The sequence below is a fragment of the Mycoplasma sp. 332 genome (assembly GCF_052378275.1).
In the GTDB taxonomy this organism is placed as follows: Bacteria; Bacillota_I; Bacilli_A; order Mycoplasmatales; family Metamycoplasmataceae; genus Metamycoplasma.
The window spans coordinates 697,665-723,850 of record NZ_CP198998.1; the positions used below are offsets into that span (position 1 = coordinate 697,665).

Consider the following 26,186-nt stretch of genomic DNA (forward strand, 5'->3'; position numbering starts at 1 on the left):
AAATAACTCCTCTAAAAAGTTTTACTATTTTTAAAATTATATATTTTTTAAAATTAATATAACTATTTTAACTCAACAAAATAAGTACTTTTAACCCAGTTTCTTATCAAGCAATATAAGTTTTTGCCTTGCTTTTTTAACAGCATCAAATGCGCCCGGTCTTGACATTGCCAACTCATCGGCAATTTCAGCAAAAGATAAATCTTCAATTAAATGGAGATATAGGGCTTGCTTTTGTGATTGTGGTAATAATTGCCCATATTTATCAAACAATTTAATAATTTTTTCTCTTTCTTCAATATCTTCCATTATTCATTTATACCCTTCATTAAACCATAAATATATGAATCAAGATCAAATTCGGCTAAATCATCTATCCCTTCCCCTAAGCCTATGAATTTTACGGCTAGATTAATTTCATCTTTAATTGTTAATACAATCCCTCCCTTTGAGGTTCCGTCCATTTTTGTCAAAATAATTCCAGTTAGATTTGTCGCTTCGCCAAAAGCTTTTGCTTGTGAAATACCGTTTTGGCCAGTTGTAGCATCTAAAACTAATAAACTTTCATGAGGAGCGCCTGGTATTTTGGATTGCAGTACTTTATTAATTTTAGCTAATTCATGCATAAGGTTAATTTTGTTTTGCAATCTTCCTGCAGTATCAATTATTAGAACATCATAATTATCGTTTTTAACTTTATCAATTGCGCGATAAACAACTGCCGCAGGATCTGTTTCATTGTTAAGCGGTTTTACTATATCTGCGCCAACTTTATTAGCCCATATCTCCAACTGTTCAACGGCTGCAGCTCTAAATGTATCCGCAGCAGCAATTAAAACTTTTTTTTGTTCTTGAATTAACTTGTGAGCGATTTTAGATATTGAAGTAGTTTTACCAGAGCCATTAACACCGACAACCAAAATTACATTAATTCGGTTGTCTTGAACATTAAGACTTGTATCAATAATTGAATTAGAGGCGTAGAAAGTGAATAATTTGTCTGCAATAATTTCATTAATCAATTTAGGGTCTTGAATATTTTCGTTTTTAACTTCTTTTTTACATTCGTTAATTATTATTTGAACTAATTTTATTGAAATATCTGACATAATAAGTAATTCTTCGAGTTCATCAAAGAAATTATCATCAATTTTATTATGCCTATTTTGTATTTGTTTAATGCTTTCAATGAATGAGGAATTTGATTTAGATAAACCTGCTATGTAATTTTCTAATTTATTTTTTTTGTTTAATTCTTTTGCAAGATTTTTCTTTTCCTTACTTTCTATTTTAGCTTGTTTTTTTGCAATTCTTTCCTCTTTTGTTCCAAAAAGTTTATCTTTTAGTTTTGACCAGAAACCCATAATTTCTCCTATATGTTTTGATATGATTTTATCTATATATTTTATTATAAAAATTATAATTATGTTTTTAGTAAAATTAATAGATAAACTATGAATATTAAAGCAATTGAAAACGACAAGTATTTTAAACAAAAATATAACTTCAAATATCTTTTAAGGTTATCTTTTCCCATTTTTATTCAGACATTATTTTTTGCCACAGTCACCATTGCGGGATCATTAGCTGTCAGTTTTTATAATCGTGTTTATCATGCTGATGGGTCTTACAATGGCTATTATTTTTATACTTTTGCAAAGATATTTGTTGTATATAAAATAATAACTTTCTTACCATTATTATTCCAACTTGGTGTTTTAGTTGTAGCATCCAATCTTTATGGTCAAGGAAAGCAAAAAGAAATTGCAAAACTTCTTTGATCAGCTTTTTATTTATCACTAATTTTGAATGGCGTAATATATTTAATTGTATTTTTTAGTGCTCCTAAACTTTTATCACTTTCAGGTGCTAAAAATACTTTTATTATTGGTTGAAAAAAGGAAGTTGACTATAACAATTTTATAAGTAATTTAAAGAAATCTAACTTAAAATTAGAGCAGGTTTATCAACTTGATTTAAATCATAAAATATTTGTTGGTGGATTTGCTGATGGGATCAATTATATTCCAACTAATGTTGAAGTAGAAGTTAAAAATGAACATAGTTTTGCTATAAAATTTTTAAGAATTGGTACTATTGATATTTTTATAACTTCCATTGCCTTTATAATGAATTCTTCATTACAAGCAATAAAGAAAAATAAACTTGCTATAATTGGCGTAATTGTTGGAACAATTGTTAGAACAATTTGAATTTTTATGATTCTATTTGTAATAAAAAATGCATTCCTAGCCTCACTTGAAATTATCATAGGTTCATTAATTAATATTGTGATATCTAGTATCTTAGTGAAAAAATATGTTGTCAAGAACCATAAAATTAAGTTTAAAGAAACATGGAATAATAAATATATTAAGGAAATTCTTAAAATTGGTTTCCCGATCTCACTAGAAACAGGGATTTGATTTGTTTCGCAATATTTATTATCCAAGGCTATTCCGGACGCTAAATTAAATGATAGGTTTATTGGTCTTTGAAGGGCTCTGAATAATATCTATGATTTATTCGCTGCTTATTTGCTAGCATTAAGTTATGTTACCTCATCTGTTGTGGCAACACAAATCGGAAAAAATAAACTTGAAAAGGCTAAAAAAATTGGTAATTTGGCTTATAAAACGGGTTTTATAGTTCAGCTATTATTCGGCATTTTGGGAATTATTTTAACTTACCCTTTGTTTAAAATATATTCAATAGAGACAAAATTAATAAACCAATATTGTTACATTTTAATGAGCATTTTTGCAATTAAATCATTGATGGATGTAGGGCCATTAACAACATTAAGATCTTTGTGGGGAGCCAATGATGTTTGAATGCCTAATTTAATTTCTATATTCACAATGATTGGATTACAAACTAGTTTTGTATATATTTTAATTCTTTTTGGAAGCAATAATATAAGTCAAGAAATATTTTTAATAAGTTTAAGTTCTATTGCAATAATTGATCCACTATTTAGGACTTTATTATATTTGTTACGCTGAAATACAGAAGCTTGGAAGAAATTTGCAAAAAAACTTTAAAGCAGCAAATATCTAAAATTAAATTATTGATTTTTTAAAAAAAGAATTATTATGTTATGTTCATAGTATAAAATAAGCGTTAATATAATAGCGGCGCACTATCTTTTTAAAAATACTATAATGTGCAAATGTTATTTTTCGTGGATATTTCCTCACCTTTTTGGGGAGCAGCATAATATAAGTGCCTTCTTTGTTATGCAATAGATAATAAAGATTAATGAATAATTTTTAAGAATTAATAGGCAAATAAAGCAAGGATATTTTTATATTGTTTCTTAATATTTAATTATGAAATTATATCGTTTAATAAAACAATCTTTAAGATTAAAATTTTAATGCTTATGATCAAATAAATTAAATATTTAATAAAGTTATTCCTAATTAATTTTGGATAATTAGGTTTTAGCTTAAAATCAGAATAATTAAATAGTTTTTAATCCGAAAAACAAAAAAATAAATAAAAAAATCAGCCATTTAGCTGATCAAAAATTATTTGATTGAATAGTGAAGATCATTATTTTCTTTAAGCGCGTTAGTTAGTTGTTTTTTAACAGTATCATTTTCAATGGTTAATTCTACGCTATGAGCATCACTATTTTTTCCAAAGAAGAAAAACATTTTTTCTGAAACACGAGTAACATTTTTTGGTAAGTTAAGCATTGCAAATTCATTTAGCGCCAATGCCGAGTCTTCAATAGTGTTAATGTTCTTTAAATTTATTTGAGTTAATTTATTTTTAGCGAGAACACCAAAACTTAGTTTTTTTAGTCTTGCCGCGGCTTCGATATTGATTGAAGTTATTTGATTGTTATAGAATGCTTTTTCATTTATTTCTGCAATTGATGATGGTAGTTCTACTTTAGTTAATCTGTTGTTTGCAAAAGCTTCATCTTCAATTTTTGTTAGGTTATTTGAAGAAATATCAAATTGAATTTCTTTTAATCCTAAATTGGCAAAAGCACCTTTTTCAATAATTTCTAAACTGCTAGGAAGAATAATTTTTTCTATATTAATCTCATTTTTTTTAATATCAAAGATTCCTGGTGCAGCAAGAAATTCAGGAGCTGCATGCGATTGTTCATTAGTGTTTAAAAACAAACCATGTAATGAATTTCCTGAGAAGGCTCCAGCTGGAATAACCTTTAGATTAGTTTTGCTTAAATCTAGTGTTTTAGTATCTTTTTTATAGTTTTCTCTACCAGCCGTTCCTAAAACGAATGCTTTCGCAAAATCATTCAATGATTCGCCTCTCGAACACGAAACAACAAGAGCAGTAGAGATGCAAGGAACAGAAATACTTGTTAATGTTAATAATATTTTTTTTGCTATCTTCATAATTAACTAATTGTATCATAATTTTATATAGAAGGGATGTTTCTGATAGATAAATATGCTTAGTATATAATTTAAATTATGAAGAATTTTAAACTTGTTTCTGACTATAAGCCATCTGGCGACCAACCCCAAGCAATTGATAAATTAATTCAGGGGTTAAAAGAGGGCAAAAAACATCAAGTTTTATTAGGCGTTACAGGGTCTGGTAAAACATTCACCTTGGCCAATGTTATTCAAAATAGCAATAGACCCGCTTTAGTGATTAGTCATAATAAAACTTTAGCTAGCCAATTATATAACGAACTTAAAGAACTATTTCCCGAAAATAAAGTTGAGTACTTTGTTTCATATTTTGATTATTATCGTCCTGAATCTTATTTGCCTAAAGATAATTTGTTTATTGAAAAGTCGTCTACAATTAATAAAGAAATTGAATCAATGAGAATTTCAGCTTTTAATTCATTGCTCAATAGAAGGGACACTATTGTTGTCGCATCTGTTGCAGCAATTTATGGCGCTTTTAATCCACATGAGTACAAGAAATATTTATTAAATATTTATGTCGGAATGGTCATAAGCATCAAGGAAATAAAATATTCATTAGTACAAATGGGCTATCAAAATAAAAAGATCTATCCTGATATTGATTTTGGTGAATTTTCTGCATATGGTTCTGTTCTAACAATATGCCCTGGTTATAAGCATAATGGCCAAATAAGAATAGAAGTTAATGAAAATAATATAATTGAGAGTATTAAAATAATTAATTCTATAACTAAGGATGTTATTGAAATTATTAGCAGTACTACCATTTTTCCATGTACCACTTATATCATGAATAAAGATTGAATTCAAATGATATCTGCAGAGATTAAAGATGAATTATCTAGCCAGCTAGATTTTTTCAAATCGAATAACAAACTTCTTGAGTATGAAAGGCTAAATGAGCGCATTAATGCTGACATTGCTTCTATTGAAGATTTTGGTTATACAAAAGGCATGGAAAATTATTCAAGATATCTTGATCGTAGACTGCCGGGTCAAAAACCTTATACAATGTTTGATTATTTGCCAAAGGATGCTGTGATTTACATCGATGAAAGTCACTTATTATTACCGCAATTGGAAGGAATGTATCTCGGCGATAAATCAAGAAAAGATACTCTTGTTGAATATGGTTACCGTTTACCATCTGCTCTTGATAATAGGCCATTAAAATATGAAGAATTTTTTGAGTATGATTTTCCTCGCATTTATATGTCTGCAACACCAAGCAAAAAAAGAGAAATTGAATATGCTAATGGTGAGGTTATTACACAGATTATTAGGCCAACTGGGCTGTTGGATCCAGAAATTGAGATTATGCTTAAAGAGAATCAACAAGCCAAAATATATGATTTACTAAAATCGCAGATTCAAAAAAACGAAAGAACATTAATATTAACCTTGACAAAAGAAAGCGCAGAAGAATTTTCGGATTTTTTAAAAGAAAAAAAATTTAAATCAGCTTACATTCATCATGAATTAGAAATTTTTGAAAGAAATGCTATTCTAGCGGGTCTTCGCATGGGAAAGTTCGACGTTGTAATAGGAATTAATTTATTGAAAGAGGGCATTGATTTACCTGAAGTTAGTTTAATTATTGTTTTGGATGCTGATTTAAACGGATTTTCAAGAGATACATCTTCGCTTATTCAAATTGTTGGTAGAGCCGCAAGAAACGACCATGGAAAAGTAGTTTTCTTTGCTGATAAAGTTTCTGAAGCAATGAAAGAAACTATAGATGATAATTTAAAAAAGAGAGAAATTCAAATAAAGTTTAACAAAGAACACAATATTATTCCAAAAACAGTTATTAAACCGATTCCCAAAATTAATGTTGATCTTATTTTAAATTCTAAATTTGGTAATGATTATAAATTAAAGGCTAAAAAGTCATACATTAATGAATTAATTAGAGAGATGCAGCTAGCTTCAAAGAAATGAGATTTTGCAAAAGCTCAGGAAATAAAGGATTTGTTATTTGAATTAGGTTATGATTTTGATAAAAAATAGCTTAAATTAAAAACAAAAATTTATAATTTTATTTTTTTAAAATTTTATAGTAAATATTGCAAATTTAAAAGAGGGCAAACCTAAACTATATATCTCCTAGATGATATTTTTTATAAAGTAGTAAAATTTATATTATGAAAAATAAAAGCAAAAAGATGAAAATATTATTATCACTATGTGCATCACCACTTGTGTTGTTGCCATTGATTGCTGCAAGTTGCGGTAATAAAAATAATAATGATGTTGATCATAGCAAAAAGCCAGAAGAAAAGGAAAGCCAAGAAAAAGATAATGGAAATAATTACCAGGACTTAAAACAAAATCCTGAAAAAGAAAAAAAAGAAGAAGAAAATAAGGATACAAAGGATCCTGGCCAAGGTAAGGGCAACGATAGTAAAGAACAAAATAATGGATCAAGTGATTCTTCATCTACTCCACTACCAAAGAATCCTGGTGAAACTGAGCATAATAAAGATGATGAAAAGAAAGACAAAGAACCTTTGCAACCTGATCCAAGTGGCGACAATAAGGTTAAATATGGACATTGAAATATTTTAAATTTCACGGGTGATTTAACAAAACAAGAAAAGAAAACCAAAAGAATTGCTTATCTAGCAAAACAAGAAAATTTTGATGTTTTGGGACTAACTGAGGTTGATAATGCCGATGGTGTTAAAAATATTGTTGATGAAATGAATAAATTATCAAGTTCAAATATGTATGCATACATAGCTTCAAAAAAATTGAAAGGCGATAAATTTGGACCTAATGTTGCAGAGCATGTAGCAGTTATATATAACACAAAGGAAATGGAACCAGAAGCATTCTCAAATGGCGAAATTGGTTATAGTTATACACAAGAATTCACTATTAATTCTAATAGTGAAAAGGCCCAATATGCAAGACCTCCCTATGGTATAAAATTTAAATATAAATTAAAACCAGATGTTAAACTAACTTTTGTATTCGATCATTTTGACGCTCCAGGGGTTTCTAGATCAAATAAAAAAATCGGTGAAAAAACAAAAAAAGGGGTTGGAACATTCGAATATAGAGAGGGCCAACAACTAGTTAATGTATTAGATTATTTTGATTCAATAGATGGACCTCAAAGCAATATTTTCTTTGGTGGAGACACTAATATAAAACACGGAAAACAATCATTTGTTTTTAGTACACTTGAAGGAAAATATAAGTCTGTGTTTGGTGACACTGAAAAATTCAGCACATCACTTGGTACAAGCAAAAGATTCTCAGAACCATATGATAAACTTTTTTATAAAACTGATTATAAACTTGAAGAATCTGGCATCTTTGATATTTATAAAACAAAAGAGGATAGCAAACTTGTTGAAGAATTAACAAAATTGGGAATTGAAATTGGTCAAGATGAAAAAATTCGAAACGGTTCTGTGCTTTCGGATCATACTTATGTGTGGGCTGAGTTCCTAATTAAATAAAGCGTAGACCGCTTTATTTTTTTTAATTTCTTATAGAAATAAAAAAAGTTGCTAAAATTATTTTAATTAAATTCTTATAAGATTTCAATGAATAATTTTGATATGGGGGAATATGAACAAAATAAATTTTTTTGCACTAGGTGGATTGGATGAAAATGGTAAAAACTCTTATGTTTTGGAGATTAATGAAAAACTTTTTATTATTAATTCAGGAACTAAGGTGCCAATAAATTCGCATAACGGGATTGATACTTTAATTTGCAATTATGATTACCTTGTAAAGAGAGAGAAAGATATTGTCGGAGTGTTTATAACCGACGTTAAAAATGAATCATTTTCTGCTATTCCTTGATTATTAATGAGAATTCCCAACCTAAAAATTTATACAAGTCCATTTAATCGTATTGTTATTATGGATAGAATTTCAAAATATAATATCAATAATCATAGTTATGATGTAAAAACAATTAGCATGCCTATTGAATTTAATGATGTAGTTGTTACTCCTTTTGATCTAGCTGGTGGATTGATTGGACAAATAGGTTTTAACTTCGAATATAAGGATGGAAATATTCTCTTTATGGCAAATTTTGTTGATGGAGACTTGGGCCCTTATGGGAAAACTGATGTTCCTAAAATTAGACAAATTATCAATAATGGAAAGAAATTGCAGTTATTAATCTTAGATTCCGGGCATTCGAATTACCCTGGAAGAAGTATAGATAAACTTTGAATTTCAAAAAAAATTGAATATAAATTCAAGGAAACCCCTAATAACAAGAGAATAATAGTTGGTTTGTATGATGAAGATATGATAACAGCACACGAAGTTTTAGTTCTAGCCAAAAGATATAATCGTCCTGTTGTTACATATGGAAGAAATTATTCGCAATTTATTAATTTAGTATCAAAAATTAATCCAGATCTTCAATTACCAGAATTCATTGATTATCGTGTTGCTAATGAAACAAAGAATGCAGTAATTCTTGTTACTGGTGCTATTGAAAGGCTATATTTAAGATTTATTAGAATCGCATCAAATAATGACGTTTATTTAAAACTTAGATCTGATGATGCAGTAATAATAATTGCGCCTCCTGTAAATGGCCTTGAAGTTAATTACGCATTGACATTAGATGAAATAGCCAGAAACACACCAAATTTAATTGAATTAAGCTCAGATCAGTATTATTCATGTAATCCTGCTAAAGAAGATATATACAATATAATCAAAACATTAAAACCAAAATATTTTATTCCTATACAAGGACTTTATCGTTATTTAGTGGTTGCATCTCATGTAGCGCGTGATGCAGGGATGAATTTTGGCAATTGTATAATTTTACAAAATGGTAAAGTGGCAGAATTTTTAAACAATGAGCTTATATCCCAAAAACATTCTATTAAATCTGTTGGGGATACAATTATCGACGGTTTTGGCGTTGGCGATATTTCTCAGGAAGTAATTAATGAACGCGAAAATCTTTCGAGAGACGGAGTTATTGCAATAAGCACTTTAGTTGATTATAAAACCAAACAACCAATTGGCCAACTTCATATTTCTTCTTATGGGATAATCACTAAAGACAACAAAGAAACTATTACCCTAATTGTTAATGACATGGTTTCTAAAGAATTTAAGGATAAAAAGGCTAATGATATTGATTTAAAAGAAATACAGGAAAAATTACGGAAAAGTATAAAAAGAAAAATATTTAAGGTGCTATCAAAAGAACCAATGATTGTTATAACTTTATATGAAATTTAGAGGATAATATGGCATCAGAAGCAAATATTGAAAATGATACAAAACAAGAGCAAATTCCTAAAAAAATAAAAAGAAAAAAGACATATTTTTGATCCAAAGACAAACCTTTTATTTGGACTATGATATGTTTTATAGTTGTGTTTTTTACTGTTGTATCTTTTTTAAATGTTAAGGGTTTGACGACAATACATACATACACTTTTGGAATGTTTTTTGGTTTATTTTCTCCTATTTTTTTTCTATATTTGTTTTTTTTAGCAATTAAGAATATCTTTAAAATGAAAAACACATATTCTGTTGGTGTTTTCCATTTTAGCTTATGGCGGCTTTTGTTTATTTTTATTGCGCTAATTTTATTGGGCACATCAATTTATTATGCTAAATTGAAGCCGGCACCATATAATTCTAAAAATGCTTTTTTAGCAATATTTGATAAATGGTATTCTGATTTTAAGAATGAACAAAATTTATGATTGCCAAATAAATGAAATGCAGGTTTGATTAATTCATTTATATATGTGGCGATGGCTTTTCCTGGTAATAAGATTGGAATCGTTTTATCGTTTATCATTCCTATCATTATTTTGGTAATTAGCTTATGTTTCTTTTTTATTAGTGATTTAAAATTGAAGAAAATATCACTAAGAAATAAAAAGCTAAAAAGAGATATGGAAGTAAATAATCTTAATGTTAACTTAGATAAGAAAGATATTTTTTCTGAAGATAATGCCACCAAGGAGACAATACTGATTGATGATACATCAATAGTGCAAAGTCAAGAAGTATACATTCTTGATGGTAACGCCTTAAGTGATTCGAGAGAGGTAACTGCTGATAGTATATGTATAATTCCAGATGAACCTGATTTTAGCACGCAGGAATTTGAAGCATCAATGTATGATGATCAAAATCGAGAAAATATTACTAATGGCTTAATTGATGAGCGAAACATTAGTACTCTAAATTCTGGTGATTTGGATATTAATCCGGCGGGCCTAAAAAAAATTGATGAGCAACAAAAAATATTGATTGATAAACAAGAAGAATCTGTTGTTTTAAAAAATGAGGAAGTTAATAAAAAAGAAAATATTTTTGATCAGGATGATCTAGGCATTGAAAAAAAGAAAGATTTTAAAATTAATAGTGCTATTAATAATAAGAAGCAATATGAAAAGCCAAAACAAAACTTTACTTTGATAAAAGATAAAGAGGATCTATTTTAAGGAATAATTAAGATATGAATGCAAGTACTTTAGAACAAAACAAATTCAAGAAAATAGACTGAAATAAAATTTTTTCCAACCAGATTAATACTTTATACGAACCATTAGCATTTAATATTAAGCCAGCTCTTGATAAAATTTTTGAGGAAGAAGTCTATAAGAATAATGAAAACGAAATTAAAATTGTTGATGAAAATATTAATAAAATAAAAGAACTAGAGCAAGAAATTATCAAGAACAAGAAGGAAAACAAAATTAATTCTAGGAAATTTGTTAATGGTTTGATAATTTTTCTTTTCTTTTTAATAATAGGTTTATTTTTTATCCGTATCTTTAATAATAACAAAAAAACTATTAAAGATTTCAAAGAATTTAAAAGTAAAAAGCTATCTATTATTCAAACAAAAATAAATGAAAATAATAGTATACTAGCAACAATTTTTAATAAGTATTCAATGTTGGAATGAAAAAATAAAGTTTTAGCACTAATGGATATTAAAAAAATATATGGAATTTGTGAAAAGGAATTTAGTCCTATTTTTAATAGAGATGACTTTTACGGTTTTAGTGCGATAGAAAAATATAAAGTTAGAAATTCTTATTTTTATGATGTTTTATATAACATTGAAGAATGAAGAGATGTTGTAACGCGAGGCGTTGGATATATTACTGTTAGGACTAAGGATTCGTGAGTAGAAGAAGCTGTTTATGCCTATCATACAGAGCCTACACCATTTATAGTGCCCATGCATGCCTTAAATATTCCAACAAATTATCGCTCTGATCTAAGCTTTATTGAAACTCGAGAATATTTAAACGAGAAAGAATATAATAAGCTTTTTAGAAAAGGAGAATTTTTACTCGAAAGACCTGAATTTTATAAAAATTACAATTTTAATTATGATAATCAAATTGGTTTTATAGACTATTTTAAGGTTAAAACGCAAGAAAATTTTATTAACTATGCGCAATATTTTGGTTATCCAGGACCACTATTTAGTAAGTATAAAAATAATATATTGCTTTCAAGAGTTTATAATGAGGAAAAAATCGGTTATTCCTCATTGCATAATTGGATGGGATTTTTATTTGATTTAAATAATCCGATTACTATTGGCGACATATATTCAAGAATGCTTTTAATCATTGCAAATAATTTAATACCTGTATTTAAGGCAATAACTAAGGCATACTTAAATCCAAATATTGCATCAGAAAAATATGAAAAACGGGGCGAGAGATATTTATCCGATTATGTTTATGAAGATGCTAGTGTTAGTGAGGATAAAACAGACTTTTTTAATTATTTTGATGTAATTAATAAAGCAATTACTGGAAATAAGTTTTCAATGAAAACAAAAGATAATGCTCGTGAATTATATGTTAAATATGTAGAACAAATTATTGATAGAGAATATAAGAAAGATACTGGAATAAAGCGCTCAAATGCCCTTATTTTAAAGATTAGTATTGATTCATATTGAAAAGAGCAACTTATTGATGAAGTATATAAAAGCGGGATTATTATTAAGGTGCCATTTGAAAGGTTTCATTTATTTACAGAAGAAAAATTCATTATTTGAATTCCTTCTGTTTCCTTAAATGAAGATAATGATTTTGTATCATATGGTGATCTGTTTCGAGAAAATTCAATTTCAAATTCATTTATGGATGCAGCGAAATATACAGATAAATATTTAGCCTTTAATAAGAGCTTGCATAATAATAGAAGTAATGAACTAGATGATTGCCTTTTGTTTGTTAACAGAATAAAAAAATCGCTTATTGCTAATAAAGATTATAAAATATCAATTGATAGCAACGGTACATATATTTATATAAATGAAAAAATTAGTGAAGATGAGATAAATAAAATTTTTGCTATGTTTAGATAGTATAATTATTTAATCATAAAGGAGGCAATATGCTATTTGATTCAAGAACACCTCAATCAAATGAAGGGTTTAAGCCTAATGTTGATAATTCAATCAAAATTCCACAACCAACTAAAGGCGAAAGAACGTTATTTATAATTTTATGTATTATAACAATCGGAATAATACTATTAGTTGCCATTCGCAAAAGAAATGAACTACTTGAAAGAATGAATAGAATTCAAGAGGCATCTTCTCTTATTCAAGCGGCTGAAAAGAAAAGAAGAGCAACATTGATTAAACAACTTGATGTTGTTAAAGGATATGCCGAATATGAACAATCAACTCAGAAAGAAATAATTAAACTACGTTCACAATTAGTTGACATAGAGGGAGAAAAAGACGTTGCAAAAGTATCAGATACGTTAAATTCAGTTCAAAGAGCAATTAATATTCAAATTGAACAATATCCAAATCTAAAAGCTGATAGATCATATCTTCAATTTCAAACCGAAATTGCTATTCAAGAAGATGAAATTTATGCAACTATTAGAAACTATAATGCTCAAGCAAGAAGTTTTAATGCTGAAATTTATAAATTTTGAACAAACATTGTTGCTAATAAGAACAATATTTATAACCAACCACTATTTCAAGCCAGTGAAGTAGAAAGACAAGATGTTGATACTAGCAGTTTAACAGGCGCGTTTAAATAATAAAAATATCAAAACAAATCAAACACGGTCAAAAAATCCAGACACACTTGTGCCCGGATTTTTTTAAATTAAATTTAATCATGTGCGATAGTCAAATATAAAAGAACAGATTAGATCTTTTTAAACAAATAAGGGATTGCGCCCATGGCATTTAAAAGCGCTATTTAAAAGAAGCTAACAGCTTTAATATATAAAAAAATATGTAAAAAATATATATTTTAGCAAAAGGTAATTTAATATAAAAAGTGACAAAGTCCTAAAAAGGAACTGGTTTCGAAAAGGCCAATAACTAAAAAATAATAACAATTTACGAAAAGTAGGAGAAGAAAAGGGTTTAAATTTTGCACTTGTTGATTATGCAAAGATAGATATATGTTAAATATTGTAGTTATTGATGTTTTTGTATATTAGAATACTAAAAAATATATTAATAAAGTTATGTTTATTTGCATTTTATTCCTTAAAATGAAAAGAAAAATATCACTTGTTAGGCGGAACAACATATTAATTAGAAAATTTTACATTTATTAATATTAACCATGCTTACATAAAACCATTTTTTCATGACTTTTTGATATAATTTATTTATTATAATTGCAAAGCAATTATATTGTAAGGAGAAAAAATGCCTGAGGAAAAAAAATATGTTGCTAGTGATATTCAAGTTCTTGAAGGGTTAGATCCTGTACGTGTTAGACCAGGAATGTATATTGGCTCAACCGGCTATCGAGGAATTCATCATCTTATTTGAGAAATTTTAGATAACTCGGTTGATGAGGCGATGGCTGGTTATGCTACTGAGATAAGCGTTACCTTGCATAAGGATAATTTTATTGAGATTGAGGATAATGGACGTGGCATGCCTGTCGACATCCATCCTTCAACACAAAAATCTGCTGTTGAAACAATCTTAACAGTTTTGCATGCTGGCGGAAAGTTTGACTCAAGCAACTATAAAGTTAGTGGTGGATTACACGGTGTTGGAGCCTCTGTGGTTAATGCCTTAAGTGATTCTTTTGAAGTTTGAGTAAAAAGAGCAGGTAAATTACATTATCAAAAATATGAAAATGGCGGAAAACCCATTGATGATTTAAGAGTTATTGGTGAAGTTCCTATCGGTGAAACTGGCACAAGAATTAAATTCCATCCTGATTATACAGTTATGGATAAAATAGATTTTGATTTTAGTACTATTAGCGATCATATTAAGCAGGTGGCTTATTTGAATAAGAGCCTTATGTTTAACCTAATTGATTTAACAAAAGATACTAAAAAAACTTTTTGTTTTGATGGGGGTATTGTTGACTACGTCAAAGAACTTAATAAAGGTAAAAAGACTATAAACCCAGAAGTTATTTATGCCTTAGGCACATTTAGTGATGTTGACAAACCAACTGAGGAGCAGATTGCTAATAACAAACCGCCAAAGCAAGTTGAAATTTTAGTAGAGGTTGCTTTTCAATATAATGAAGCCTATCAATCAACAGTTATTTCATATGCTAATAATATTCAAACTACTGAGGGCGGGACACATGAAAATGGGTTTTATGATTCTATAGTAAGAATCTTTAATAAATATGCTGAGGAAAATAGATTGTTTAAGGGAAATGAAAAAATAAGCAAAGAGGATTCTAAAGAAGGACTTATTGCAGTTATTTCTATTAAGCATAGTGATCCTGTTTTTGATGGTCAAACAAAATCAAAATTTGGCTCAGCAAATGCACGTTATGCAACGAACAAAGTCGTTTCAGAGTCTTTAGAAAGATATTTAGCTGAAAATCCTAATATTGCTAAAAATATTATTAACAAATGTTTGCAATCACAACGTGCTAGATTAGCTGCTAATGCTGCCAAGGAAGCTTCAAGAAAAAAAGATGGGTTGGAATTTAGCGGTCTTCCTGGGAAACTTGCCGACTGTTCATCTAAGAATGCGGAAATAAGAGAATTATTTATTGTCGAAGGGAATTCTGCTGGTGGCTCAGCGAAAGGCGGAAGGGATAGATCTATTCAAGCTATACTGCCTTTAAGAGGAAAGGTAATAAATGCTGAAAAAAATGATAAGGTTAAATTTTTATCAAATCAAGAAATTCAGACCATTATTCATGCTTTAGGTACTGGTATTGGACATGATTTTAATATTAATAAACTAAAATATCACAAAATTATTATTATGACTGACGCTGACGTTGATGGTGCTCATATTTCAACATTGCTTTTAACCTTCTTTTATCGTTATTTAAAACCGTTGATTGAATATGGTTTTGTATATATAGCCTTACCTCCACTATATAAAATAGTTGCAGGAAAGAGAGTTGAATACGCCTACAACGATGCTCAAAAAGAAGAAATATTAAGCAAATTTGATGATAGAAAAGCTATCTCTATACAACGCTATAAAGGGCTTGGAGAAATGGACGCTGAACAGTTGTGAGAAACCACTATGAATCCTGATGCTAGAAAAATGCTTCAGGTACAAATTAATGATGTAGCTGTTTGCGACCGCGTATTTACAACACTAATGGGTGAAGAAGTTGAACCAAGACATGACTTTATTGAAGAAAATGCTAAATATGTATCTAATATTGATTTTTAAGGAATAAGAATGAAGTTAGTTAAAAATCAAGGATATACCAACACCACATATTTTGATGAAGAAAATAAACAATTCATTAAAATAAAAAAGTTTGATTCTTTCAATCATAAGACACCTAATAGTATTTTAAATTGTTTTAGTTTTGTTCCTAAAACAATATCCGAAGATGAAACCATGGTTATTAATGAATGAATTCCAGGAGATATCCTAAATCCAAATACATTAACAAATGAACAATTAAAAGAGATAGGTAATAAATTGATTACTCTTCATAATTCGAAATTAAAGTTTTATAAGGAAAATCAAATAGCTAGAAGGTTTAAGGTTTATCGCGAAACAATATCTAAGTTAGGTCGTAAAATTCCAATTTTAGACAAACATTACAAAAAAATTAACTTATTTTTAAAAAATATTGATAATTCAGCTCCTGTTCATAATGATTTATGATTATTTAACTTTATCGACAATGAAAAAGGGATATTTATAACAGATTGAGAGTATGCAACAATGGGTGATGTACATTTTGATTTAGCATATTTTATTGAATCATCAAATCTTAGCAAAGAACAGGAAAAAATTTTTTTGGATGCTTATGGAGATGATTTTGAACATAAATATTTACTTGCTCATAAAATTATAGTTAATGCATTAATTGTTTTATGAATAAATAAACATGCAATAAAACCATTTGATGACAAACTTTATCTAGATAGGGTTGATAAGTTAATAGTTGAATATGATAAAGAATATAAGGCAAATTTATAAAGAAGATCTATGTATTTAGAAGAAAAAAACAATCATATTATTGATAACTCGCATTTGTTCGAAATTGAAAGAATGTTTGAAATGATTAGAACTACTTTTGATGAAGAAGTTGCAAAGAGAATTTCTCATGTCCGTTTTTATCGTCATGAATTAAATAAGACATATTTTATTGCTAAGTATAATAATCTTTGAGTACAAATAAGAATACCTAAACATAAATTTGATGCTGAATGTGAGAATGAATTTATTGTTATTAAACATTTTAAGGATTATATTTTTGCTAAAGACGGAATATATATAAAAAAATGATTTCCGGGTGAAGATTTATTTCATATAAAATTTAAAAAGGTCACTATTTATTCAATATTTAATTGTGTAAAGAGTTTTCATGAGTGTAATATTGAGGTGCAAAAATTTAATTGAAATAAGTTTATTATTCAAGACAAAAAATATCATGAATTGCTTCATAAGTACAAAAATGAAGAACAGGTTTTGAGCCATAACAATATCCAAAAACATAATATTATAGTTAACAAGTATAACTTTGTTAAGTTGGTGGATATGGATAGCGTATCTCTTAATTCCCCATATTTTGTTTTTGTACTACTGCACATTAACATTGGAATTGATAAAAAAATGATTATTGACTATTTTAATTTAGACAAGGATGTTTTTGATGATTACATATATTTGGTTAATACATACCGCGAGGCAGAATATAAGAGTGATTATCGTTATTTAACAATTAATAAGGATATAATTCCTGAGTCCCTAAATGTATATAAAACTAGAACCTCAATAATTAACAACAAATTTATTGTGCATAAGCACCACAATCAATTTGATAACCGTCTTAAAATTAAGACAATTGAAGATTTTTATTTTGTTCCAACTTTTATTTATGAAGATGAGAATAAAATTATTTGAAGATGGTTAACTAGAAAGGATAAATTTCAATTAACTCATAGAACTATTAAGATATTGGCTAAAATTATGAGAACCTATCACGATTCAAATGTTCAATTCCCTAACTACATATTGTATGAAAAAATAAAGTGATATTTGGATAATGTAAATAAAAAAGATTTAGTTATTGAAATTGGTAGTAATGATCTCATCTCTCAGATTGTAAACTGAATAAAAGAAATTGAGATTGATGCAAATTGTCATAATAATCTTAATTTTGAAAATATTTTATGAGATGATAATCAAGGTATTTATGTGATTGACTGATCAATTGCTTATCGCAGTTCTAGATATTTAGATATTGCATTTATGTTTGAAAATTTAAAAGTTAATAAAAATATCGAGGAACAATTTTGACGATCATATAATAAACATAAACCACTAGATTTTTATAGATATCGTATTATGGCATTATTTGTTCATTATTTGCAAAATAAGGTTTTAAATAATGATGATAAATTAGTTAGAAATATAGCTAATAGAATTAAAGAAATTTTAATTGAAGATAAGAGCTAAAACATATATAGGAGTAGTTAATGAGAAAGAATAACAAAAAAATCGAGTCTAAAAGTGATATGAATAATTCTTTATCGGCAAAACCTAAAAAGAATATTAAAAAACTATTGACAACTATTTTTATGTATTCTGGAATAATTGCATCAATTGGTGTAATTTCTGGTGTTTCGATATTTTATTCAACAAATCAGTCGAGAAGTGTAAATTACTTATATGATAGCGAACGTGATGTTAAATTCGAAAAGAGCGAAAGATCTGAAAACAACACAATTTCAACATTTGTGCTTGAAAAGGAAATACCAGCAAGCGAATTGTTTGATTTGGACAAGAAAGTTGAAATATCGAATCAAAATGGAGAATATGGAGTTCATCTTTTGACAAACTACTCGTTTTATAAGACTGGCTATAATTTAGATAGTTATTTTGATAACAAGAAATTTGTGTTTGCTTTAGATAAAAATTCCGATAAGGAAATTGCAGTGGTGAAGCTGCAAGATGAGTTTAAAAAATTTAAAGATAAAAATAAATATGACATTGATTTTAAATATTTTATTCAACAATTAACTAGTTTAAAGCTAGCTATTTCATATTATTTTACTATGAACAATAAAACATTTTTTATTGAAAATAAGAAGAATGTTACTGGTTTTGAAATAAAGACATTATTTTCTAAAATACACGAATACTTTAGAAATGTTGTGGCAAAAAAAGAAATTAAGAATGAAGACTTTATTTTCAAAATAAATGTTATCAATAAAAACGGAATAATAGATAAGGTGAAATTTTTAGTGAAATTTTCATTTGAAACAATAGAATCTAAAAACGATTCGAAGCAAGAAAAAAAGAATTAAAAAGCAAGGCAAATATACCAAAAACAATCTTAGCATGTAAACAGAAAACCTCTTAATTAAGATGGTTTTTTGTTTATCATTTCTAAAATTTTATTTTTTCATATATGAAAATATAGTGCTTATTTTTGATGTCTATGCTATATAAATAATAAAATGTTCATAAAAAGAATAAAAACCAAAAAATATGTTTTTTGTTGTTTTTGTTGATTTTTATCATAAAAAAGTTTTTATCTAAGCAATATATATATATATATATATATATTGTCCCAAATATAGACCCTTTATATAGTCCCTTAATAAAGCTTTCAAGTTTGCTCTTATTTTTAAGAAACTATATAACTTCATATATATATTATAATATTTTCTAGATTAATTTAATTTTTTGTTTAAATTTATTTAAAAAAAATCACTTTTCTTTTCTTTTGTAAGCAAAAACTACCAAATAGTTTCTTTTATCGGCGAATTTTTGGATGAATTTGGCATTTTCAAAAATATTATTCGGTTTAACTTGAATTACATATGTTTTATTATTTTTACTTGCTATTAAATCAACGCCTATAACTGCATCCATAATCATATATGTCGGCCATACATTAAAATCATTTTTTGACAATATATCCATTAATTCTTTCTCTCTTTTATAATTAATAAAACCATAATAAAAAATTATGTTATAGCACAAAGAAAAGAAATCCTTATTATGTTTTCCTACTGAATTCAAAAAAAAGCCTAATTTAGCACAAAAAATAGCACTATAGGCTTTTTGAAATTCCTCGAAATTTTTAAAATTATTTTTTCATAAAATATCTTTAATATTAATTTTTAAATCCTTATAAGTTGGTAGGTTTTTCATAAATAAAATTTTATAGCAACTAAAATTTTATTTATGAATTATTAAAATCAAATTAATCGAAATCTATAATTTCATTTAATTTTATGGTATTTTTTGAAAGTTTTTGTTTTAAAAATTCATTTTCTACCTTTAATTTTTGAAATTCCTCAATTCAATTAAATTCTTTTAAAGAAACATTGCCATTATCATTTAAAAAAGATGATATTGTATCTTGCATTTTTGAAAGTTTTCTATTTGACAATATGGGATTATATGTAATATACGTTGAAGCCGTTACATTAGAATTAACATGCCCTATAACCTTGGCTATTTCTTCGACCCCGGAACTTTCACTAGCTAAGGTTACAAATGTATGTCTTAATATATGTGCGGAAATTTTAGCTTTAAAATTTGGATTTCTTTCAATAAATCATTTATTAAAAAGATGAAATTGATTTTTAATAGTTTTTGAACTTCAATTTAATTTTAATCCTTTAATTATGGAATTTTTAATATTTAAAAACTCAATATTGTTGCTTTCAATTATTTTGAAGGGACGTGGATTATTATTTTTAGCTGTTTTTATCATTATTTGAAAATTATTAGCTCGCAATTCTTTTCAATCTATAAAATCTCACTCACTAACTCTTATTCCAGTAGTTAGTAGGATTTTAAAAATTACCTCAAATTTATAATTATTGTAATTTTTCAGTTCTTTAAAAAGAATATCTAATTCTTCCTTAGTATATGCCCTTCTTGTACCTCTTTCAATTTTGTATTTATTGATGCGTTCAGTAAAAGGAATATATATTTGGTTTCTTTTTGAAAATCATTCACAAAAGACTTTAAAAATTGCTCTTTGTCCAAACAATGTGTTTTGGCTTAAATTTGAATTATTTAAAATAAAATTTATCTGTTTCAAAAGCTCATCTATCGTTTCTCAATTTTGTAGCTTATTTAAAACATATTTATAAGTAATTAGTGTTTTTGAACTTCTATTTTTTGTTTCAATCAATTTCTCAAATTGTTCATAAAATATTTGAATTTGCTCAATATTTCGCATTTTAACTCCTTAAATTAGAGAAATTACCAAAAATTATTTAAAACTCTTAAAAATATGTTAAAATAATTATGCAATTTCTCGCGTGGTAATGAATTGGAGAAATTGCCTTTTTTAATTTCTCTTCATATTTGCTAAAAAAAATAAAAAATGATGGTTATTTTACAACCACCACGCCTTGTTGATAGAAAAAGCTTTAAAATTTAAAAAAGAACTAATAGTTTGCTAATAAAAAAGGCGTGGTGGTTTATTGCTTTTTTTAGCATAATTATTATATCATAAAAACGCACAATTTATATTTATTAAAATAAAACCCGGTAGCTATTTATATTAGTTAGCGGGTTTTATTTTAATAAATAGTTGCTTTAACTTTTTTTTGAGAATCCTGTGAATTATTAGTTTCTTCAGAATTTGTTTTCAGAGCATAATCCACAATATCATTTGTTGTCTGCGATGGATTAAATTTAATTTTATTAATTAAATCTTGGGCTTTTTTAATTTGGTCTAAAAAGGCAAGCTGTTCAACTTTTTCCATTTCAAAAAATTTAATTTTTTGATTTAAACGCTCATTTTCTACCTTTAATGCAATTAATTGTTTTGATTGCTCAGCATATTTTTCTTTTAAATCCAATAATTCATTAGACAAAGCATCAGATTGCTTTAAATATTCATTTAATTTTTCTTCGAGTTCACGATTATATTCGATATTCGAGCCATGTTGATACATTTCCATTTTTTTAAGCAATAATATATTTTCATCTGTTGCTTTTTTTAAATCTATCTTCAAATCAAAAACAAAAGCATCCGTTTTTTCTTTATATAATTTAAAATCCAGTTTTGTTTCACTGTTTTCTTTTTCTAAAAAATCCAGTTTTGTTTTAATGTATTTATTTTTTTTGTTTTGTTTTATTATAGATAAAATCAAAGTTAGAATTAGCCCTAAAATCAATGAAATAACAGGCATTAAAACCGGTGCTCATTCTTTAAAAAAGTTTACATTCATTCATTATTCCTTTCAATTTTAATTTTAATTATTTGCAAAAAACTTTAATTAATTTGCAAAAGTATAACATCAAACACAGAAGGTTTACAGAAGTGTTCACGGGCGCAAGAGAGCGATGTATCCCTCCAGGTTGTGTTTTTATAAAGTAGAATATAACTTTGACCATCATAATTCACAGTTTTACCTACTTCTGAATGATACAATTCTACATATTGATTAGATGAAAGATTGTGTCTTATTTTTATCTTTTCTAATAGCTTATTAAATATTTCTCTCTGATCAGAAGAAAAACCAGAATTAGAATTATTTAATTTGGTTAAACTTTCTAGTTTATTATCAATTTCATGTTTTAAATATACTGATTTATTTAAGTTTTGCAAATCATCAACAATAGGTTTTACTGTTTGCTTAAAAAGAGTTAATACTGTATTTTTAATATAATCTTGAAAGTCACCATTTATATAATTAGATAATTTTTTTAGATTATCCGTAAAATTATTATTATTTGATTCTAAATCGTTTATTTTGCTGCTATTTTGTTCAACAAATGTTTTAACTTCTTTAAGTTTTTCATCTACTATATTTTTTTTATAAAAGTTATTATCTAGGTCAGAAATTTTTTCATTTATGGAAGAAATGTTATTAGAATGTTCGCTTATAGTTCCTTGCGTCTTATTGTTTCAATATGCTATATTTCCTAATTCGAGTTTTATGCGAGTATCGAGGTTTTTTATTTCTTCTTTATTGTTATTTATTATTTTCTTTTCTTCTTCTAATTTTGCATCTACTATATTTTTTTTATAAAAGTTATTATCTAGGTCAGAAATTTTTTCATTTATTAAAGAAATATCGTTAGATTGTTGAAGATTTACTTTTATTGCGTTCGCTATTTGAGTTGCAACATTTGCATATTCATTAGCAAAACTCTCATTCATATTATTAAATTTTTTTAATAATTCGCTATCGGCGAGTGTATTTGACTGTAAAGCCAAATCTATTTGATCTAATTTTCTTTTATAATTGGATATTTTTGGTTCTAAATCGTTTATTTTGCTGCTATTTTGTTCAACAAATGTTTTAACTTCTTTAAGTTTTTCATCTACTATATTTTTTTTATAAAAGTTATTATCTAGGTCAGAAATTTTTTCATTTATGGAAGAAATGTTATTAGAATGTTCGCTTATAGTTCCTTGCGTCTTATTGTTTCAATATGCTATATTTCCTAATTCGAGTTTTATGCGAGTATCGAGGTTTTTTATTTCTTCTTTATTGTTATTTGCAGTTTTTTTAACTTCATCCAATCCTCCATTCAAGGATTCGATAATAGGTATCAAATCAATATTATTTGATTCATCTACTTTTAAATCATTTCAGGAAGGATCACTTAAATAGGCTATGGATTCTGGACATAAAAGACTTTGCAAATTATTATATTCTCTGCCGATGGTTGCTAGTGTGAAGTTCGAAGTAATTAATTTATCTCTTTGTGAAAATTCAGGAAATTTCTCTGTTGCCAAACGATATTTAATTTCTGTATAAATTGCTGATATAAAATTATTAATTCGTTTGATGCCTAAAAGATTTTCTAGTTCATCTACTGTTAAACTTACTTTCATAAACTCGCTCATTTTTTGATTAATGAAAAGGTCGCAAGTTTCGAAAACATTTAATAAAAGTTTATTAAAAAATTCTTCTTCCGTTATATTTGGTTCTATATTCTTAATAAACTGCGGGATCTCTATTGTTTTTGAATACCAATATTTATTTTTAAAATATTCAATATTTAAACCAAGTTTGCTAATATTTATTTCCATTTTCTCCTTCCTCGGTGTTTCTTATAGGTGTATTTTTTTAATTTTTGGTATGCTGAATGATAAAAAAAGGCTTTACGGGTACCTTTTGCAAAGGATTGAATAACATAGTTCGGTCTTTTTTCGATAATAGAACGCCCGAAACTGACAGCCGGTCTTATATATTTAAAATTTCAACCTTTTAATAATCCCTCTTGTGCTCCTTTTTTAAATTCTTCAATTAAACTTTTTTTATTTTTATTTCATAACCATTTTTCTTCCTGTAAACTTTGATGAATAGCATTAATTGTACGGTATGAACTGGCTAATGTATTAATTAAATTAGAAAATAGCGGGATAGTTGTTAAGGTAATAAAAGAATTATATTTTCTTAAAATTTTGCCAATATCCCAACCTCAAGCAAAATATTTTAAATAATGTGCACCAGGTGATGAGGTAGTTAAAAAATCAAATATTAACTTTGAATCTTTTTGTCATAAAACAACTGGCTTTTTATTATTAGTTGCATTTTTATTAAATTTAATAACAGCATTTAAATTTTTTAAATCTCAGGGCGAATTAGTTTGGAGAATTGTAATCGAATCAATTCAAGATGAATTTAATGGAATGCTTCGCAAAGATTCTTTTAAAGTTTTTCTTCCCTTATAAAATATTTTTTTAATTTTGTCACTTGCAAAATTGTTAAATGTTTTTACTATTTTTCTTCGAGGAATTTTAATAGCAAAATCAACAGCTTTTTTAGCTGCAAACCTTGGAGAAGTCAATAAAGAAATAAAAACCCTTATTTTTGTAAAAACCTTCGTTGCACCATCAAGAATTTTTTTTGTTCGGTTAAATATTTGCTTTGATTCCACAAAAGTATGTTTAAATATATTTTCTGAATTATTAACTGTTTCTAAAATCGCAGAAGTTGTATTTTTAATACTTTTATAATTGGCAATTTTTAGTGTATCGCCTTTTGCCCCAAATTCTGCTATAGTTTTTGCGGTTTGCTTAAATTGATTTTTAAATTCCGTGTTTTTTGCAACTATATTATCAGCTAAAGAAAGAACTTTATTCTGTGTTCTTAAAGCTTTAAATACTTTAAAACCTCTTGAAATAGCACTTGCACTATTAAATCCTGCTGAAATACCAAAATCCACCCAATCTATTTTTCCGTCATTTTCAATCAAATTAAAAATTAAATCGGTTAGCGTATTTACTCCAAATTCTATCGCAACACCTAGCCCAGGCAGTATTCCGTCAACCATCCTAGCTATAATTGCAGTCAAAACTGAAATAATAATTTGTAAAAAAATTCTAACAAACTTTCACCATCAGGTGTTTTTAACTGAATAGACGTCAAATTTTTTTGCCGGTTCTGCTTTTAAAACCTGATATGAGTCTTTATTTTTTCCGCCATAAAAAATCATTACGAATTAAATATAGTTCTAAAGCATGTTGGATATGCAATGCCAAAAAGTGACATTGCCTCATAATACATGCCATAATCATTTGTAGGTGCCAAGCGTTCATAGTTTGCCGCATTTACATTAATCATCGATGCAACTGAGAAATTAGAGCATGCAATTGCATCAATTTCATTTAAATACTTATTAGCAATCACTTTATAACCGCCAACGGTTGCGATTGAATATTGCCCTCCTACAAACATTTGCTCTGCAAAATTTCCAACTAAACCTGCTTCAGAAAGTCGGTCTAGAACCTCAGGTTTAACGTGTATTACAATATCTGACTTTCTGATTCCATTAATGCCATCTTTATCATCTTTATGCTTTGTAAGAGCTGTCCCCAAGGCTACCACAGCTTTTCTAACGTCCTTGTCACTAATTGTTTCAGAAAGTAAATCTTTTGTAATTTTATGTGTATCCGAAATTTTAACTTTCTTTTCTAGTTCTGATCATGCGTACGCTTCAAAAGCATCATTAAAATCAGCTGATGCTTTTTCGATTTTTATTGCAGCAGCAGATGGAACGCCTAAAATCGTATCCGCTTGAGTAAATGCTAAGCTTTGATATTGAGGTAAATTCCAATTAAAACTTATTTTAGCATAATTACCCTTTTCGAATTCGCCAGGTCCAGGTTGTGTTTTTTGGTTTCATGTTTGACCAATATTTTTAATAAATACTGCTGAAGCTTCTGATACAGATCCTAATGTTAAGTTAGTACCTAATGTTCCAATTAATGAATATTCAACAATATAAGAGTTTATTTCATTTCTAATTTTTTGATTTAATGAGAATGCCTCATCTTGTTTTTGATTTGCAAAAATTGCATTTAAATATTGTCTAAATTCCATTTTTCTTCCTTATCT

Annotated in this window: 20 protein-coding genes; 11 read left to right on the forward strand and 9 right to left on the reverse strand. The window is 27.2% G+C overall.

Annotated elements, in window-relative coordinates:
- Nucleotides 1-90: 90 nt before the first annotated feature.
- A complete protein-coding gene (locus ACT1UH_RS02845) occupies nucleotides 91-309 on the reverse strand; it encodes a sigma factor-like helix-turn-helix DNA-binding protein (protein WP_438340513.1) in 219 nt (72 codons plus the stop codon).
- Nucleotides 309-1,364 carry a signal recognition particle-docking protein FtsY gene (gene ftsY, locus ACT1UH_RS02850; protein WP_444704905.1) on the reverse strand — a complete coding sequence of 352 codons (1,056 nt, stop codon included), beginning with the start codon at nucleotides 1,362-1,364 and terminating at the stop codon, nucleotides 309-311. The genes ACT1UH_RS02845 and ftsY overlap by 1 nt, the downstream gene beginning before the upstream one ends.
- Before the next feature lie 90 nt (nucleotides 1,365-1,454).
- On the opposite strand from ftsY, the gene ACT1UH_RS02855 reads away from it, so the two are divergent.
- Nucleotides 1,455-3,044 carry an MATE family efflux transporter gene (locus ACT1UH_RS02855; protein ID WP_444704907.1) on the forward strand — a complete coding sequence of 530 codons (1,590 nt, stop codon included), beginning with the start codon at nucleotides 1,455-1,457 and terminating at the stop codon, nucleotides 3,042-3,044.
- Nucleotides 3,045-3,533: 489 nt separating this feature from the next.
- On the opposite strand, the gene ACT1UH_RS02860 is transcribed toward ACT1UH_RS02855, so the two are convergent.
- Nucleotides 3,534-4,379 carry a leucine-rich repeat protein gene (locus ACT1UH_RS02860; protein ID WP_444704908.1) on the reverse strand — a complete coding sequence of 282 codons (846 nt, stop codon included), beginning with the start codon at nucleotides 4,377-4,379 and terminating at the stop codon, nucleotides 3,534-3,536.
- Nucleotides 4,380-4,457: 78 nt separating this feature from the next.
- On the opposite strand from ACT1UH_RS02860, the gene uvrB reads away from it, so the two are divergent.
- The 10 genes from uvrB (at nucleotide 4,458) to ACT1UH_RS02910 (ending at nucleotide 19,166) form a co-directional block, all read left to right on the forward strand.
- On the forward strand, nucleotides 4,458-6,434 hold the full coding sequence (gene uvrB, locus ACT1UH_RS02865) for an excinuclease ABC subunit UvrB (protein WP_444704909.1): 1,977 nt from the start codon (nucleotides 4,458-4,460) through the stop codon (nucleotides 6,432-6,434).
- A gap of 134 nt (nucleotides 6,435-6,568) precedes the next feature.
- Nucleotides 6,569-7,894, forward strand: a complete 1,326-nt coding sequence (locus tag ACT1UH_RS02870) for an MnuA family membrane nuclease (RefSeq protein ID WP_444704910.1) — start codon at nucleotides 6,569-6,571, stop codon at nucleotides 7,892-7,894.
- 112 nt (nucleotides 7,895-8,006) lie between these two features.
- On the forward strand, nucleotides 8,007-9,662 hold the full coding sequence (locus ACT1UH_RS02875; protein WP_438340519.1) for a ribonuclease J: 1,656 nt from the start codon (nucleotides 8,007-8,009) through the stop codon (nucleotides 9,660-9,662).
- Between the two features lie 278 nt (nucleotides 9,663-9,940).
- The gene (locus tag ACT1UH_RS02880) at nucleotides 9,941-10,885 is read left to right on the forward strand and encodes a hypothetical protein (protein WP_444704911.1); all 945 of its coding nucleotides are present in this window, start codon (nucleotides 9,941-9,943) and stop codon (nucleotides 10,883-10,885) included.
- Nucleotides 10,886-10,899: 14 nt separating this feature from the next.
- Complete coding sequence (locus tag ACT1UH_RS02885; RefSeq protein WP_444704913.1) at nucleotides 10,900-12,780, forward strand: hypothetical protein; 1,881 nt, start codon at nucleotides 10,900-10,902, stop codon at nucleotides 12,778-12,780.
- 29 nt (nucleotides 12,781-12,809) lie between these two features.
- The gene (locus ACT1UH_RS02890) at nucleotides 12,810-13,475 is read left to right on the forward strand and encodes a LemA family protein (RefSeq protein ID WP_444704914.1); all 666 of its coding nucleotides are present in this window, start codon (nucleotides 12,810-12,812) and stop codon (nucleotides 13,473-13,475) included.
- Between the two features lie 625 nt (nucleotides 13,476-14,100).
- Complete coding sequence (gene gyrB / locus ACT1UH_RS02895; RefSeq protein WP_438340523.1) at nucleotides 14,101-16,068, forward strand: DNA topoisomerase (ATP-hydrolyzing) subunit B; 1,968 nt, start codon at nucleotides 14,101-14,103, stop codon at nucleotides 16,066-16,068.
- Between the two features lie 9 nt (nucleotides 16,069-16,077).
- On the forward strand, nucleotides 16,078-16,833 hold the full coding sequence (locus ACT1UH_RS02900; RefSeq protein WP_444704915.1) for a phosphotransferase family protein: 756 nt from the start codon (nucleotides 16,078-16,080) through the stop codon (nucleotides 16,831-16,833).
- 9 nt (nucleotides 16,834-16,842) lie between these two features.
- On the forward strand, nucleotides 16,843-18,315 hold the full coding sequence (locus ACT1UH_RS02905) for a hypothetical protein (protein WP_444704916.1): 1,473 nt from the start codon (nucleotides 16,843-16,845) through the stop codon (nucleotides 18,313-18,315).
- A gap of 20 nt (nucleotides 18,316-18,335) precedes the next feature.
- Nucleotides 18,336-19,166 carry a hypothetical protein gene (locus ACT1UH_RS02910; RefSeq protein ID WP_444704917.1) on the forward strand — a complete coding sequence of 277 codons (831 nt, stop codon included), beginning with the start codon at nucleotides 18,336-18,338 and terminating at the stop codon, nucleotides 19,164-19,166.
- A 364-nt stretch (nucleotides 19,167-19,530) separates the two neighbouring features.
- Here ACT1UH_RS02910 and ACT1UH_RS02915 read toward each other — a convergent pair whose 3' ends face one another.
- The 6 genes from ACT1UH_RS02915 to ACT1UH_RS02940 all read right to left on the reverse strand — a co-directional run bounded on the left by ACT1UH_RS02915 (nucleotide 19,531) and on the right by ACT1UH_RS02940 (nucleotide 26,171).
- Nucleotides 19,531-20,019 (reverse strand): hypothetical protein, encoded by a 489-nt coding sequence (locus tag ACT1UH_RS02915; RefSeq protein ID WP_444704918.1) that lies wholly within the window; start codon nucleotides 20,017-20,019, stop codon nucleotides 19,531-19,533.
- Between the two features lie 52 nt (nucleotides 20,020-20,071).
- Nucleotides 20,072-21,061 carry a tyrosine-type recombinase/integrase gene (locus ACT1UH_RS02920; protein ID WP_444704919.1) on the reverse strand — a complete coding sequence of 330 codons (990 nt, stop codon included), beginning with the start codon at nucleotides 21,059-21,061 and terminating at the stop codon, nucleotides 20,072-20,074.
- A gap of 346 nt (nucleotides 21,062-21,407) precedes the next feature.
- A complete protein-coding gene (locus tag ACT1UH_RS02925; RefSeq protein ID WP_444704920.1) occupies nucleotides 21,408-22,061 on the reverse strand; it encodes a hypothetical protein in 654 nt (217 codons plus the stop codon).
- 44 nt (nucleotides 22,062-22,105) lie between these two features.
- On the reverse strand, nucleotides 22,106-23,875 hold the full coding sequence (locus tag ACT1UH_RS02930) for a hypothetical protein (RefSeq protein WP_444704921.1): 1,770 nt from the start codon (nucleotides 23,873-23,875) through the stop codon (nucleotides 22,106-22,108).
- A complete protein-coding gene (locus ACT1UH_RS02935; RefSeq protein ID WP_444704922.1) occupies nucleotides 23,866-25,284 on the reverse strand; it encodes a hypothetical protein in 1,419 nt (472 codons plus the stop codon). Before ACT1UH_RS02935 ends, ACT1UH_RS02930 begins: the two co-directional genes overlap by 10 nt.
- Nucleotides 25,284-26,171: a hypothetical protein gene (locus tag ACT1UH_RS02940; protein ID WP_444704923.1), complete on the reverse strand. Its 888-nt coding sequence runs from the start codon at nucleotides 26,169-26,171 to the stop codon at nucleotides 25,284-25,286. Before ACT1UH_RS02940 ends, ACT1UH_RS02935 begins: the two co-directional genes overlap by 1 nt.
- Between the last annotated feature and the right edge of the window lie 15 nt (nucleotides 26,172-26,186).